Annotated in this window: 13 protein-coding genes; 12 read left to right on the forward strand and 1 reads right to left on the reverse strand. The window is 41.9% G+C overall.

Annotated features, from left to right (window positions below; translation table 11 throughout):
• The first annotated feature begins 20 nt into the window (after positions 1 to 20).
• The 7 genes from AFM12_RS02135 (at position 21) to AFM12_RS02165 (ending at position 8,855) form a co-directional block, all read left to right on the forward strand.
• Positions 21 to 440 (forward strand): Rieske (2Fe-2S) protein, encoded by a 420-nt coding sequence (locus tag AFM12_RS02135; RefSeq protein WP_055143628.1) that lies wholly within the window; start codon positions 21 to 23, stop codon positions 438 to 440.
• A 127-nt stretch (positions 441 to 567) separates the two neighbouring features.
• Complete coding sequence (locus AFM12_RS02140; RefSeq protein WP_055143629.1) at positions 568 to 1,497, forward strand: DUF5777 family beta-barrel protein; 930 nt, start codon at positions 568 to 570, stop codon at positions 1,495 to 1,497.
• A gap of 12 nt (positions 1,498 to 1,509) precedes the next feature.
• Positions 1,510 to 2,061 carry a YceI family protein gene (locus AFM12_RS02145; RefSeq protein ID WP_055143630.1) on the forward strand — a complete coding sequence of 184 codons (552 nt, stop codon included), beginning with the start codon at positions 1,510 to 1,512 and terminating at the stop codon, positions 2,059 to 2,061.
• Between the two features lie 43 nt (positions 2,062 to 2,104).
• Positions 2,105 to 2,881: a c-type cytochrome domain-containing protein gene (locus AFM12_RS02150; RefSeq protein ID WP_055143631.1), complete on the forward strand. Its 777-nt coding sequence runs from the start codon at positions 2,105 to 2,107 to the stop codon at positions 2,879 to 2,881.
• A gap of 58 nt (positions 2,882 to 2,939) precedes the next feature.
• The gene (locus AFM12_RS02155; RefSeq protein ID WP_055143632.1) at positions 2,940 to 3,332 is read left to right on the forward strand and encodes a hypothetical protein; all 393 of its coding nucleotides are present in this window, start codon (positions 2,940 to 2,942) and stop codon (positions 3,330 to 3,332) included.
• 76 nt (positions 3,333 to 3,408) lie between these two features.
• Complete coding sequence (locus AFM12_RS02160) at positions 3,409 to 7,692, forward strand: CusA/CzcA family heavy metal efflux RND transporter (RefSeq protein ID WP_055143633.1); 4,284 nt, start codon at positions 3,409 to 3,411, stop codon at positions 7,690 to 7,692.
• An 11-nt stretch (positions 7,693 to 7,703) separates the two neighbouring features.
• Positions 7,704 to 8,855, forward strand: a complete 1,152-nt coding sequence (locus tag AFM12_RS02165) for an efflux RND transporter periplasmic adaptor subunit (RefSeq protein WP_157687261.1) — start codon at positions 7,704 to 7,706, stop codon at positions 8,853 to 8,855.
• Between the two features lie 68 nt (positions 8,856 to 8,923).
• Here the strand turns inward: AFM12_RS02165 and AFM12_RS02170 are convergent, their stop codons facing one another.
• A complete protein-coding gene (locus AFM12_RS02170; protein WP_055143635.1) occupies positions 8,924 to 9,607 on the reverse strand; it encodes a hypothetical protein in 684 nt (227 codons plus the stop codon).
• 321 nt (positions 9,608 to 9,928) lie between these two features.
• Here AFM12_RS02170 and AFM12_RS02175 point away from each other — a divergent pair, with 321 nt between their 5' ends.
• Genes AFM12_RS02175 through AFM12_RS02195 form a run of 5 tightly spaced genes read left to right on the forward strand, consistent with a single transcriptional unit; the run spans position 9,929 to position 13,219 of the window.
• A complete protein-coding gene (locus AFM12_RS02175) occupies positions 9,929 to 10,360 on the forward strand; it encodes a QcrA and Rieske domain-containing protein (protein ID WP_055143636.1) in 432 nt (143 codons plus the stop codon).
• Between the two features lie 49 nt (positions 10,361 to 10,409).
• A complete protein-coding gene (locus AFM12_RS02180; RefSeq protein WP_055143637.1) occupies positions 10,410 to 10,844 on the forward strand; it encodes a thioredoxin family protein in 435 nt (144 codons plus the stop codon).
• Positions 10,837 to 11,769, forward strand: a complete 933-nt coding sequence (locus AFM12_RS02185) for an FAD:protein FMN transferase (RefSeq protein WP_055143638.1) — start codon at positions 10,837 to 10,839, stop codon at positions 11,767 to 11,769. Before AFM12_RS02180 ends, AFM12_RS02185 begins: the two co-directional genes overlap by 8 nt.
• 1 nt (position 11,770) lies before the next feature.
• The gene (locus AFM12_RS02190; protein WP_055145061.1) at positions 11,771 to 11,986 is read left to right on the forward strand and encodes a DUF4266 domain-containing protein; all 216 of its coding nucleotides are present in this window, start codon (positions 11,771 to 11,773) and stop codon (positions 11,984 to 11,986) included.
• A 21-nt stretch (positions 11,987 to 12,007) separates the two neighbouring features.
• Positions 12,008 to 13,219 carry a DUF3570 domain-containing protein gene (locus AFM12_RS02195; protein ID WP_055143639.1) on the forward strand — a complete coding sequence of 404 codons (1,212 nt, stop codon included), beginning with the start codon at positions 12,008 to 12,010 and terminating at the stop codon, positions 13,217 to 13,219.
• Positions 13,220 to 13,246: the final 27 nt, after the last annotated feature.

The following is a 13,246-nucleotide window of genomic DNA, read 5'->3' on the forward strand; positions in this document are numbered from 1 at the left end:
GATCCAAACAACGACAAAAAATGGAAAAATCAGCAGAAAACATTAGCCGCCTGCAATTCCTAAAGTCTTTAGGTCTCGGAGGGTCGGCATTAATGGCCGTTTATTTAAGCTCTTGCGTAAACGAAATTGTTGGCCCTTCCGGTGCCACGAATACTTTGGATCTAAATGATGCCGCTAATGCCGGTTTACTCTCAGATGGCGGATATGTCATTTTAGGGAATATCGTGGTAGCCAATATCGGTGGTGGCCAGTATGCCGCCGTCACTCGAATCTGCAGTCATGAGGGGCAGAAGAAAGTGGTTTACAGAAATGGGGAATTCTACTGCTCAGCTCACGGAGCCAGATTCAGTAACACAGGCAGCGGGCTTAATTCTACCGGTAGCAAAGGCCTGACCACCTATGATGTTTCTCAAAACGGATCTGTACTAACAATATCATAATCTCAATGAAACCGACATGATTGAAATAATCATTATTCACACAGGAGAATGAATATTTCAGTCATCAAACCTGCCTGCGTCTGGCAGGGGTCGCATGTGACTATTAAAATAAATAGAAATTAAATACATGAAATCAGTCTTGAAAAATACGGGTAAACTGACACTGTTTATTCTTTTGTTTGGCTTTAGACACCTTCATGCTCAAGATGTGGATGACCTTCTGGGGGAACTTGATGAAATTTCACCAGATCAGGCACAAAACATAACTGCAACTTTCAAATCAACCCGAATTATAAATGGGCACTCGATAGAAACGGTAGCTAAAAATCACCTGGACTTCAGGATTTCTCACCGTTTCGGTACGCTTAACTCGGGTTATAATAATCTTTTTGGTTTGGATGAGTCGAGAATTAGAATAGGTCTGGAATATGGAATAACAGACGATTTGATGATAGGAGCGGGCAGAAGCAGCTATTTGAAAGAGTATGATTACTTTCTAAAATACCGATTCCTCCATCAAAAGACAAAGGGGCTTCTCAATCCGGTAACGGTAACACTTTTAGTCTCGGTTTCTACCAATACAATGGATACCTCGCCGACGATGCAATTTTTCAACAATCTGGAGCGTCAGAGCTACGTGGGCCAGCTGATGATCGCGAGAAAATTTGGTGAGCGATTGTCACTGGAGGTCAACCCTACGGTGGTTCATCGCAATAAAACAGAAACGCCAATAGACGCCAACACACTCTATGCAATGGGAGTAGGCGGCCGCTTAAAACTCTCAAAAAGAACAACTTTCAACGCCGAGTACTTTTATGTAGCCAATAACCTTATCGGTAACGGTTTTGAGCGGGATCCTGCTTTTAGAAATAACCTTTCACTGGGTTTTGATATAGAAACCGGTGGCCATGTTTTTCAATTGCACATTTCAAATTCAAGAGGCATGATTGAGAAACAATTCATCGGTGATACCCAAGATGAATGGCTCAAAGGTGGTCTTTATTACGGTTTTAATATTTCAAGAATTTTCAGTTTCGACAAGAAAGAAAAACACTAAAACTTATCCATTATGAATAGATTAATCAAAACAAATCTTACGCTCTTGCTGATCATCATCAGCATGACTGGTTACACTCAGAAATACATCTGTAAGAATGGAGAAACCTCCTTTTTCTCTGAAACACCGATGGAGGATATTTCAGCTCTGAACACCAAAGTGGTGAGCCTGATCAACACCGAAGACGGTTCACTGGCGGTAAAAATGAATATCATTGATTTTGAGTTTCCGAATAAGTTGATGCAGGAGCATTTCAATGAAAACTACCTGGAAAGCGAGAAGTATCCTAAATCTGTTTTTTCGGGTAAAATTCTTGAGAAAATTGATTTCTCTAAGGACGGCAAACACAAGGTTACGGGCCAAGGAAATATAGTTATTCATGGTCAAGCTCAGAAAGTAAATCTGGAGGGTACATTAACGGTGAATGGAGACCAATTAATTCTTGAAGCCGCTTACCTCATTAAACCTGAGGATTATAACATTGAAATTCCCTCTTTAGTGATCACCAAAATTGCCAAAGAAATCAGTGTGAAATCAAAATTCGTGTACAATAAGCTTTCCTGAAACTAAAGAGCGGACGGCTTTTCTATTAACAATAAATTGACTCATGAAAAACAAAATATTAGTATTGGCTTTGGCCATGCTTCTGGCTTCTTGCCTTTATGAAAAAGGTGGAGTAATTAATCCGGAAAATGTGACCGGGACTACCAATACTGGTTCAGCTTCAACCATTGATACGGGTACGGCTATCTGCGACCTTTTGAGCGGTACGGGCGGCTCGGCGGCTACGAATGAGAATGGAGAAATCTGTTTCGATACTCAAATTTTACCCCTCATTGTAAGTAATTGTGCTACTAGCGGCTGCCATGATAGTCAGTCCAAAAGAGATGGGTACGACCTTACTTCTTATGATAAAATTGTGAGAAAAGGCGTAACAGCAGGAAATGCCTCCAAAAGCAAACTTTACAGAGTGCTTAATGATACCGGAGAGGATCGCATGCCACCTGCTCCCAAAAGTAGATTGAGTGCATCTCAAATAAAGCTTATAGGAGACTGGATAGATCAGGGTGCTAAAAACATCTCATGTAACACCAGCTCAAGTACCGGCGGTACTTTGCCGGACAGCGTTCAGATAAGTTTCAGCAATCACATCAATCCCATTCTTGATTTCTATTGCGTAGGTTGTCACACCAGCGGTTCTGCCTCTGGCGGAGTAAACCTGAATTCGTACGCCAACGTGAAAACTTATGTCGATAATGGTCGACTGTATGGTAGTATTGCTCAGCAACAAGGCTATTCGGCAATGCCGGTTGGTTCAAAATTGTCGGATTGCCAGATCATGGCCTTCAAACAATGGATAGATCAGGGAGCATTGAATAATTAACATCAAAAATAAAGGTGCTCGTTTTCCTTATTCGGGCATCTTTAATTAGTATTGTAAAATGAAATCATTCATCGCAATGGCTCTTGCCCTTCTCTTTGTGGGAGAAAGCTTTTTCCCGAGGGGGCTTGCTATGTCTGAGATTTCAAAAGTCTACGAGCTCATAGAGCATTATCAGGAGCATTTAGTAGAAATAGGGGACGATATCAGTTTCGCTGAATTTCTCTGGATGCACTATAATCCGGCCTCAGATCATGAGGATGCATCCCATCACCACGAACGCCTTCCTAAATTAACCTTAGGTTCCGGTTTTGTGAGTATATGTCTGCCAGTGGTACAGAATATGCTTCAGTTAAATACGGTTACTAAATATCTTACTTCTTTACAGCCTTTAGAGTACACTAACGGGTACTACTACCTGTTCTTCAATGATGTGCTTAACCCACCGCAGTAAATCACTTTTTAGGTCTTTCTGAAAATCCGGTTTTTACATTCCGGGTTGATTCCTTAGTGATTTAATCTGCTTAATCATGTTTGAAAAAATAATTGAATTGAGCATCAAAAATAAGGTCGTACTCGGCTTTGTTTTGATACTCGTACTGATATGGGGAGCCTTTTCATTGCGTCAGCTGCCCATTGATGCCATCCCTGATGTTACTAATAATCAGGTGGTTATATTGACGCAATCGCCCGCTTTGGCCACAGAAGAAGTGGAGCAATACATTACGGCACCGCTAGAGCTTCAAATGGCTAACCTACAGGGTGTTACCGAAATTCGCTCCACGTCAAGACAAGGCCTCTCGGTGATTACGCTCGTTTTTGAGGAGGATATTGATATGTATCTGGCTCGCCAAATGGTTGCGGAGCAAATCAAAATAGCTGAGGGTGATATTCCTCAAAATTTCGGTTCACCCGAGCTCGCCCCTATCACCACAGGCCTTGGCGAGATTTATCAATATACCCTGGTACCCCAAAAAGGAAGTGAGGATAAGTATTCACTGACAGACCTCAGAACCATTCAGGACTGGGTGGTGAAACGCCAGCTGGCCGGGGTAGAAGGCGTTATTGAGATCAGTAGTTTTGGCGGTTATGTCAAACAATATGAGATAAAGGTCAACCCGGAGAAATTGAAGGCCAATGACATTAGCCTGAGTGAGTTATATGCTTCTTTGCAAAGCAATAATGCCAATATAGGCGGTAGCTATATTGAGAAGAACAGTCAGGCTTATTTTATTCGTGGTCAGGGTGTTGTATCGAGTCTCGATGATATCGGACAGATTGCCGTCGGTCAAAAAGGTGGCCTACCGATCAGAGTGAAAGATGTGGCAGATCTGGGTTTCGGTCATGCCATTCGCTATGGGGCTATGACAAGAAACGGAGAAAGTGAAGCTGTTGGTGGTATTGTATTGATGCTCAAAGGAGCCGACTCTGAAAAGACCATTGAGGCTGTAAAAGAACGTATCAGTCGGATTTCCGAATCTTTACCTGAAGATGTTCAGATTTCAGCTTTCATTGATCGTACCAAGCTGATTGATAAATCGATAAGTACGGTTGAGAAAAACCTATTGGAAGGAGGTTTGATTGTCATTTTTGTACTGGTAATGCTCATGGGTAGTATCAGGGCCGGCTTGCTGGTGGCCTCGGTAATTCCCATTACCATGCTCATCACCTTCGGTATCATGAATCAGGCGGGTATTTCGGCTAACCTGATGAGTCTCGGTGCTATGGATTTCGGTTTGTTGGTTGACTGTTCAGTGATTGTGGTTGAAGCCGTTCTATTCAAACTACACCACGATAAACAGTATAAAGTCCCTAAAATAGAAGCCGGAAAGATGGATAGTATGGTGAAACACTCCGCTACTTCCGTTTTGTCTTCAGCGGTCTTCGGTGGATTTATCATTTTGCTGGTTTATCTGCCTATTCTGAGCCTTGAAGGAATTGAGGGAAAGATGTTCAGACCCATGGCTCTGACGGTGAGTATAGCTATCATGGTCGCTATTTTGCTTTCGCTGACCTACATTCCGATGGCTTCTGCTCTACTCTTGAGAAAGGAGGGAAACAAGCATTTCAAAATCTCAGATAAGATTGTCAATAGCATTTATAGGGTCTATGAACCGATATTTCTGGGAGCAATCAGAATGAAGAAAACCACCGTGACTGTGGCTCTACTTTTACTTGCTGCGGCTATTTTTACCTTTACCCGGATGGGTGGTGAGTTTATCCCGACACTCGATGAAGGCGACCTTGCGGTGGATTTCCAAACAGCTCCCGGTTCCTCTTTAACCACTACGGTAGATGCGACCTTAAAAGCTCAAAAAGCTCTGCTCAATAAGTTTCCTGAAGTCAGGCAAATTGTGGGTAGAGTAGGGGCCTCAGAAGTACCTACCGACCCAATGCCACCTGAAATGGCCGATTTGATGATCAACCTTAAAGACGCTGAAGAATGGACATCAGCCGGGTCAAGGGAAGAATTGGTTGAGAAAATGGCGGCTGTTTTGGAGGAAGAAGTTCCGGGAACCAGCGTGGAGTTCACACAACCTATTCAAATGCGTTTCAATGAGATGATTTCGGGTGCTAAATCTGAAATTGTAGTCAAAATTTTCGGGGAAGATTTGAATATACTCTCAGATTTAGGAGAGAGGGTCAATCAGGCCCTGCGAAAAATCAACGGCGTGGCCAGCGTAAAAGTTGAACGCGTAGCCGGTTTGCCTCAAATTAAAGTTGATTATGACCGCGATGCTCTGGCACGCTATGGTTTGAGTATTGAGGAGTTAAACACAACTTTGAATACAGCCTTTTCAGGTCAGACAGCCGGTGTTGTTTTTGAGAAAGAAAAGCGTTTTGATATGGTCATGCGTTTTGATGAATCTTTCAGAAAAGACATCGAAAATGTTCGTCAATTGCCGGTGAAAACGGCTTCAGGGGCTTTTGTTCCTTTTGCGGCCTTAGGTAATATTACTTACCAGACTGGTCCGGCCCAGATTTCAAGGGAAGGTACTAAACGCCGTATCAATGTCGGTATTGGTGTTTTAAATCGTGACGTGGAGTCTCTGGTAGAAGAAATTCAGGAAACGTTGAAAAACGAGGTTAATCTGCCAACAGGCTATTATTTTGAATACGGCGGTGCTTTTGAAAACCTGCAGATGGCTAAAGACCGACTGATGATTGCCGTGCCTATTGCCCTTGCTCTCATTTTTGTGATGCTCTACTTCACTTTCCATTCACTGAAAAAGTCACTGATCATCTTCACCGCCATTCCGTTTTCGGCTATCGGTGGGGTGTTTGCTCTTTACCTCAGAGGCATGCCTTTTAGTATTTCTGCCGGGGTTGGTTTCATTGCTCTTTTCGGGGTTGCTGTACTGAACGGTATTGTTTTGTTGGGCTACCTGAGTGATTTGGAGAAAGATGAAACGATGAGTCTTACGGAACGTGTCAAAGCTGCTGTCAAAGTACGTTTCAGGCCTGTGATGATGACCGCTTCTGTGGCCTCTTTGGGCTTTTTGCCAATGGCTATTTCAACTTCTGCGGGTGCTGAAGTTCAGAAACCACTGGCCACCGTTGTGATCGGTGGGCTAATTTCTGCCACTCTGCTGACCTTGGTGGTTTTACCCGTTTTATACATGTTATTCAATCGGGAAGAAAAGAACTCACATTTTAGTAAAACACTGGCTACCATTGGTTTTATTGTGCTTCTTCCGGCTTTGGGTAATGCTCAAATGACTTTAAGTCAACTACTGGAAAAGGCTGATCAGAATAACCCGGGGTATCAATTGAAAGATGCTGAAATCGCCATCAGAAAGCAGGATGTGTTGGCCTCAAAGTCGGTGCCTACCACTGATTTCAGTTTGCAATACGGTAATCTTCAGAATCCGGGAGCCAATGATTACGTGCTGGGAGTTGAGCAAGGAATTCGAAATCCAGCTAAAAATAAGAGTTTAAAAACCTATTACGAGAGTCTGATAGGTGTAGCAGAAGCTGATAAAAAGTTGTCAAAAGCTGCTCTCCATCGGCAGGTAAGGCATTTCTACTTTTCGATGGTGAATACCAATAGAGAAATGAATATTCTACAGGAGCAGCTTACCGTCTATGGTCAATTGCAGGATTTTGCTCAAAAACGTGCCAATGCCGGGGCGGCCTCAAAAATGGATGCTCTGATGGCAGGAAACGAAATGGAGGCTCTTAAAACTCAACTCAATCACAAAGAGGTATTATTTCAGTCCGACCTCAATGCATTGAAAAAGTTACTCAATGTGGATGAAATTGAGCTTGACTTTGATGGTACTGTACCTATTGCTGCAGCCTTGGAGAACCCCAATTTATTATTGATTCAGGCCAATGAGAATGCCGCAAAAAGTGCCATTGAAGTAGAGCAGTCGAAGATGAAGCCTGATTTTAGTCTCGGCTTTTTTAATCAAAGTATGGTCTCAAAACTCAATCAATTTTATGTTGGTGGTGGCATTCAGATTCCCATTTTCAAATCGGCCGAAAAGGCTCGTGTGGAGTCGGCCCGATTAACTCAGGCTTTGATAGGTGAGCAATACAAAGTGGCTGAATACGAGTTATCCAAAGATTTAATGAGGCTACAAGCTGAAGCTGAGGGTGTGAAGGCCTCAGAGAACCGCTATAACACTATTTTGGAGCAAAGCGAATCAGTGATTTCGATGGCTCAGAAAAGGTATTTGGCGGGTGAAATCAGCTTTCTTGAATACCATCAGCCTTTGCTTCAGCAGTTAAACTTTAAGCTGAATAAGCAGAGTTTAGGGCACCAGTTTAATCTTATCCAAAATGAAATTCTATGGCTTCAGGGCCAATAAAATATAAGCAGATGAAAAATTTAAAATATCTATTTCTGTTGGCCGGGCTTGCTTTAGGAGCTTGCACCGAGCAAAAAGAAGAAACTGTTACAGAAGAGGTAGAAACGCAGGATTCAGCAAGTTCTGAAGTCGTATTGACCAAAACCCAATACGCCAACCTTGACGTTACTCTGGGAAATGCTGAAAGCCGGATGATGAGTTCAGCGATTACTGCCAATGGAATGGTAGATGTCCCACCGGAAAATATTGCCAAAGTAAGTACTGTGGTTAATGGCAAAATTGCCCGTATTACACACAACGTATTGCCAGGCAAATACGTCAAAAAAGGTAGTGTGCTGGCTCTGGCCACGAGTACCGAGCTTCTGGATATTCAGCAAAACTATCTCGAGAGTTACCTCAAAAACGATTTCCTAAAAAAGGAGCTTGTACGTCAGCAGCAGTTGATTACTGAAAATGCCGGTGTTGAGAAATCACTTCAAAGTGCTCAGAATAACCTTAAAATGAATGAGGCAGTACTGGCCGGTTTAGAAGCGAAACTGAAGCTTTCCAATGTCGATCTGGCTTCTCTGCAGTCAGGTAAAATACAGGAGCAGTTTTATGTCTATTCTCCCATTTCAGGATATGTGAAAGAGGTCTTTATCAACACCGGAAGTAATTTTTCGCCAACAGATGTGCTTTTTGAGCTTATCAGCAACGAGCACCTTCATGTGGAGTTACAGGTTTTTGAGAAAGACGCCATGTATCTCAAAGAGGGGCAAAAGGTCATGTTATCGGGGGCGGGCCTATCCGGCCAGACGGAAGGAAGTGTTTTTCTTATCGCTAAAGTTTTTGATGATCAAAGTAAGGCTATACGAGTTCATGTACATTTAAATGACCATAATGCCAGAGAGGCGTTGATTCCGGGACAGTTTCTGACGGGCGAGATACAGATTGATGAACATGAAGTGAAAGCTCTGCCTGAGTCCTCTTTATTAAGAGAACCCGACGGAACCTATATTTTGAAACTCAAAAGTGAAGGTGAAGAAATTATTTTTGAGAAAATGGAGGTAGAGACAGGTGCTGTTCAGAACGGCTGGGCCGAGATTATAACGCCAGGCAGTTTCGAAAATATTGTCACTAAAGGTGCACAGCTATTTGCCGGTATGGCTGGTGAAGAGAAGTAACCCCAGGAGTCACCATATTGAACAAAAAAGCCGGCGATCGCCGGCTTTTTTGTTTTTAACCGTTGAGTTTATTCACAAGCATCAAATGCGTACATATGCTCGGCTATTTCTTTCCAGTTAGGTTTTTTACCGATTTCTTTGATTAGGCTCGGGCAGCTTGCGTATAAGTCTTTGTAAATGTTTTTATAGTTGGCTTTTGATACTTTATAGGCTGGTTCATCATCCACCTTAATAAAATAACTACGGTCCACGCCACCCGTTTTCATCGGGCCAACGCTCATGCTGGCGGTCTCCATTGCCATGGGATCAAAATACACCCTTACTTTACTGGCAAAGCTTGGGTTAACCAGTTGCATCATTAGAGTCTCATTATTTTTACCAAGTATTACTTCTGTATTCTCAAAAAAGCCATAGCCTTCATTAATCATATCCAGATCATAATCTTTGGAGGTGTTAGTGGCGTTATCAATTTTAAGAGAAAACTTGTTCAGGCTATGGGCTGGTAAGTACATCTCTTTTACATCCTCCGGAGCGTATTCTATTTCCTGACCGTCAATAATCATTCTTATACCTGAAATATTATTCCTTTTGCGGTTTAATTTGTCCAGTTCACCTTCCACTTTTGAACCATCATTTAAAGTGATGTAGGCTGGCTTTTTGTGAGAGAACATATCAAAACCAGGCATGAACTCCTGAGCAGAGACATTAAAAGCAAAAAGAACTAAAAATGATAAAACTAATCTCTTTTTCATGATGAATAGGTTTGGTTACAGAGCAAATATATCAGATGAGTTTACTGTTTGAAAGTCTTTTTAGGGAAGTCTATTCTACGGAAAAATAAAATGTTAATGACCTGAATATAAGAATTCTAAAGTTTGTGTGGGTATATTCTTCTACACTTTTTTGTTTTAACTGATACTAAAAAAAATAACTGGAGCGTTATCTGGCTGTTACTCCTATTACCATTAAATAAAAGTGCCTTTGATCAGAATTTGACACCCTTATAGCTTCACTTTTTATGATACAGACGTACTAAAAAGGGAAGATTTATACACCTTAAATTCTTTTCAAAAATGAACACTCAAAAACTCAAAAGAAACGAGTTCTTAAAGGATCTCGGTTTTAAGGGAGCAGCTCTTTTTGCTCTTTATTGCACCGGCACTTCCTGTTTGCCAGCCGATGTAAATCCCTCTGCAACCTCCAATCTCGGAAACTCTCTTACCATTGACCTTTCTGACTCCGCCAATTCCTCTTTGATCTCTGATGGAGGCTACATAATCAAAGACGGTGTGGTCATTGCTAATAATGGCGGTTCTTATGTGGCGGGTTCGCAAATATGCTCCCATGAGAATAAAAGAAAAGTGATTTTCCGTAATGGTGAGTTTTACTGCACAGATCACGGAGCCCGTTTTGGTACCACTGGACAAGGTTTAAACAAGGATGCTTCAAAAGGACTTCAGATTTACACCGTATCTCAGAATGAGAATGTTCTGACAATTTCCTGATCTCTTACGGATCTTTTACGTTAGTTTTTTCACCTTAAACTCCTTTCAAATGAAATTTCTAATTGCTTTTCAACTGTTTTTTATTTTGTTTTTCTCTAATGCCCAATGGTCAAATGATCTCCAGACGGCAAAGGAGACTTCTCAAAAAGAGCACAAGTTGATCTTGTTGAATTTCTCTGGTTCAGACTGGTGTGCTCCGTGCATAATGCTCAAAAAGGAAGTCTTTTCTTCTGATGAGTTTAAAGAACTGGCTGTAGAAAAACTGGTTTTACTTAGAGCTGATTTTCCAAGACTAAAAAAGAACCGACTCTCCGATGAAGATACCCGGGAAAATGAAGTTTTAGCAGAGAAGTATAACCCCGAGGGTAAGTTTCCGCTGACGCTTTTACTAGATGCAGATGGCTCAGTGATAGCCTCCTGGGATGGCTATAATGGCAAAAAGGATGAAACGCTAGCTAAAATAAAATCTGCCATTTATGAATAAGCCTCAAAATTTCAGGAAAGTTGAGAAACTAATGGGTAATCGGTTTGAGCTGTGCATTGTTCATGAAAATGAGACCATTGCTGAGCAACTTCTGAATGACGCCGTGACTGAGATTCAGCGGATAGAAGCATTGCTGAGCACTTTCAAAGACGATTCTCAAGTCAATCAGATTAATCAGCAGGCAGGCATCAGACCAGTTAAAGTTGATGCTGAAGTTTTTGACCTTATTGCCCGCTCAAATCGCATTTCTCAACTGACCGATGGTGCATTTGATATTAGCTACGGAGGTATTGATAAGTCACTGTGGAATTTTGATACAACCATGACCTGCCTTCCGACGGAAGAAATTGCTAGGCAAAGCGTGCATTTGATCAACTTCAATAATATCGAGCTCAATGACACTGAAAAATCGGTTTTCCTCAAAAACAAAGGAATGAGAATCGGTTTCGGAGGAATAGGTAAAGGTTATGGGGCCGATAAGGCTCGTCAGTTATTGGTCAATAAAGGGGTGAAATCAGGTTTTATCAATGCTTCCGGTGATTTAACAGCCTGGGGCAGGCAACTAGACGGCAAAAGCTGGAGTATAGGTCTTAGTGACCCTGACGGACCAGAAAACTATCTTGCTCATTTAAATATTTCAGATGCCGCTATTGCCACTTCAGGTACTTATGAAAAGTTTGTCATTATCAATGGAATGAGGTACAGTCATACCATTAATCCTAAAACGGGTTTTCCTACTTCTGGAATTAAAAGTGTGAGCATTTTAACAACGAATGCCGAGCTGGCAGATGCAATGGCCACACCTGTAATGGTGATGGGCGTAAAAAGTGGATTAGAGCTAATCAATCAAATGAACCTGATGGAGTGCATAATTATTGATGATTTCAATACTATTCATACTTCTGATGGTCTTAAAATTTCATGAAATGAATATCAAGAAAACTGTAGTAATTCTATTGTTGGCGGGCATGGCAAGCTCATGTGCGACAGTTAAAGAATATCAGAAAAGCAAAATTAATGATGCTGAAATGAGTCTTTCAGCCAGAAAGACAGAGAAGTTTGAACAAAGCTTTTACATGTACCGAGAGGGCCCTGCCGGGGCCAATGGTGGCAAAAGCGGTGGTGGCTGCGGCTGTAACTAATAATTCTAACCCTTTTCAAAAATGAAGAAATTACTCATCGCAATCGGCCTTTATTTTAGCATCTACGCCAGCGGACAGGCCCAGACTTTACATGATTTTAGGGAAAAAGTAAAGGAAAACTACAAGTCTAGAAAACTCAAAATAGAAGAAGTCAATTTTGTTAGCAGCTATTACCAGCAAGATGGAAATAACTCTGCAGTCACGGGGGGAATAGGAACTGAAGCCCTTTTTAATATAGGAAACTCCCTTGATGTCACCGTCTCCATGGTTGATAAAAAGGAACGAAAACATACTCTGAACGGCCAAATGAATATTGATGCATATACCTCGGCATCTTCAGATAATATTGATCCAATGACATTCTCAGGGGCTTCACGTTCTGATGTTCATGTTTATCCTTCCTTGACGTACTCAGTTGAAAATCCCGAGACCGGTGTTACCAAGTCTTTTGGAATTAATACGTCGTATGAATATGATTACCTTTCTTTTGGAGCAAATCTGGGTCTTGCAAAAATTTCAAGGGACAATAACACTGAATTAGCTTTCAAGGCTGGTGCTTTCATTGACCGTTGGCAAATCATCTTGCCTTATGAACTCAGGCCAGCGGGTCAGAGAGACGATGACGACAATGAAACATTCTCTCCTCGGAATACCTTCTATGGAGGCCTGACTCTTTCGAGGATTGTAAATAAAAACCTTCAGGTTTTACTTACGGTAGAGCCTTCATATCAGCAAGGATTTTTAAGTACGCCTTTTCACCGGGTGTATTTTGCAGATGGAAGTCTTAGCACTGAGAAGTTGCCTGACAGCCGAATAAAGCTGCCTGTCGGCCTTAGGACCAGTTACTTTCTCGGCGACCGTTTCATCTTCAGAGGTTTCTACCGTTATTATGTGGACGACTGGGGGATGAAGGGCCATACGGCTAGTCTGGAGGTGCCTATCAAGTTATCTCCTTTCAGTTCTATTAGCCCTTTTTACAGATTTAACAGGCAATCTGCTGTTGACTTTTTCAAGCCATATGGAGAGCATATGACTACAGATAGTTTTTATACCTCAGATTACGATATTTCTGGTTTTGACAGCCATTTCATGGGGTTCGGATTGAGAAAGTCAACTCCGGGAGGTGTTTTTGGCATCCAGCATCTGAACGCAATCGAGCTAAGAGCAGGTTATTATATCAGAAGTACCGGATTGAACTCAGGGATTGGTTCCATTCTGTTTAAACTTAAATAAAAAAAGGGCTGGCCCTCTTTTGAGGTG

This window comes from Jiulongibacter sediminis (assembly GCF_001306455.1).
Taxonomy (GTDB): domain Bacteria; phylum Bacteroidota; class Bacteroidia; order Cytophagales; family Spirosomataceae; genus Jiulongibacter; species Jiulongibacter sediminis.

Excerpts from the sequence above, each read along its gene's own strand:
- AFM12_RS02135 (WP_055143628.1), top strand. The coding sequence starts at position 21 with ATGGAAAAATCAGCAGAAAACATTAGCCGCCTGCAATTCCTAAAGTCT.
- AFM12_RS02140 (WP_055143629.1), top strand. The coding sequence starts at position 568 with ATGAAATCAGTCTTGAAAAATACGGGTAAACTGACACTGTTTATTCTT.
- AFM12_RS02145 (WP_055143630.1), top strand. The coding sequence starts at position 1,510 with ATGAATAGATTAATCAAAACAAATCTTACGCTCTTGCTGATCATCATC.
- AFM12_RS02150 (WP_055143631.1), top strand. The coding sequence starts at position 2,105 with ATGAAAAACAAAATATTAGTATTGGCTTTGGCCATGCTTCTGGCTTCT.
- AFM12_RS02155 (WP_055143632.1), top strand. The coding sequence starts at position 2,940 with ATGAAATCATTCATCGCAATGGCTCTTGCCCTTCTCTTTGTGGGAGAA.
- AFM12_RS02160 (WP_055143633.1), top strand. The coding sequence starts at position 3,409 with ATGTTTGAAAAAATAATTGAATTGAGCATCAAAAATAAGGTCGTACTC.
- AFM12_RS02165 (WP_157687261.1), top strand. The coding sequence starts at position 7,704 with ATGAAAAATTTAAAATATCTATTTCTGTTGGCCGGGCTTGCTTTAGGA.
- AFM12_RS02170 (WP_055143635.1), bottom strand. The coding sequence starts at position 9,607 with ATGAAAAAGAGATTAGTTTTATCATTTTTAGTTCTTTTTGCTTTTAAT.
- AFM12_RS02175 (WP_055143636.1), top strand. The coding sequence starts at position 9,929 with ATGAACACTCAAAAACTCAAAAGAAACGAGTTCTTAAAGGATCTCGGT.
- AFM12_RS02180 (WP_055143637.1), top strand. The coding sequence starts at position 10,410 with ATGAAATTTCTAATTGCTTTTCAACTGTTTTTTATTTTGTTTTTCTCT.
- AFM12_RS02185 (WP_055143638.1), top strand. The coding sequence starts at position 10,837 with ATGAATAAGCCTCAAAATTTCAGGAAAGTTGAGAAACTAATGGGTAAT.
- AFM12_RS02190 (WP_055145061.1), top strand. The coding sequence starts at position 11,771 with ATGAATATCAAGAAAACTGTAGTAATTCTATTGTTGGCGGGCATGGCA.
- AFM12_RS02195 (WP_055143639.1), top strand. The coding sequence starts at position 12,008 with ATGAAGAAATTACTCATCGCAATCGGCCTTTATTTTAGCATCTACGCC.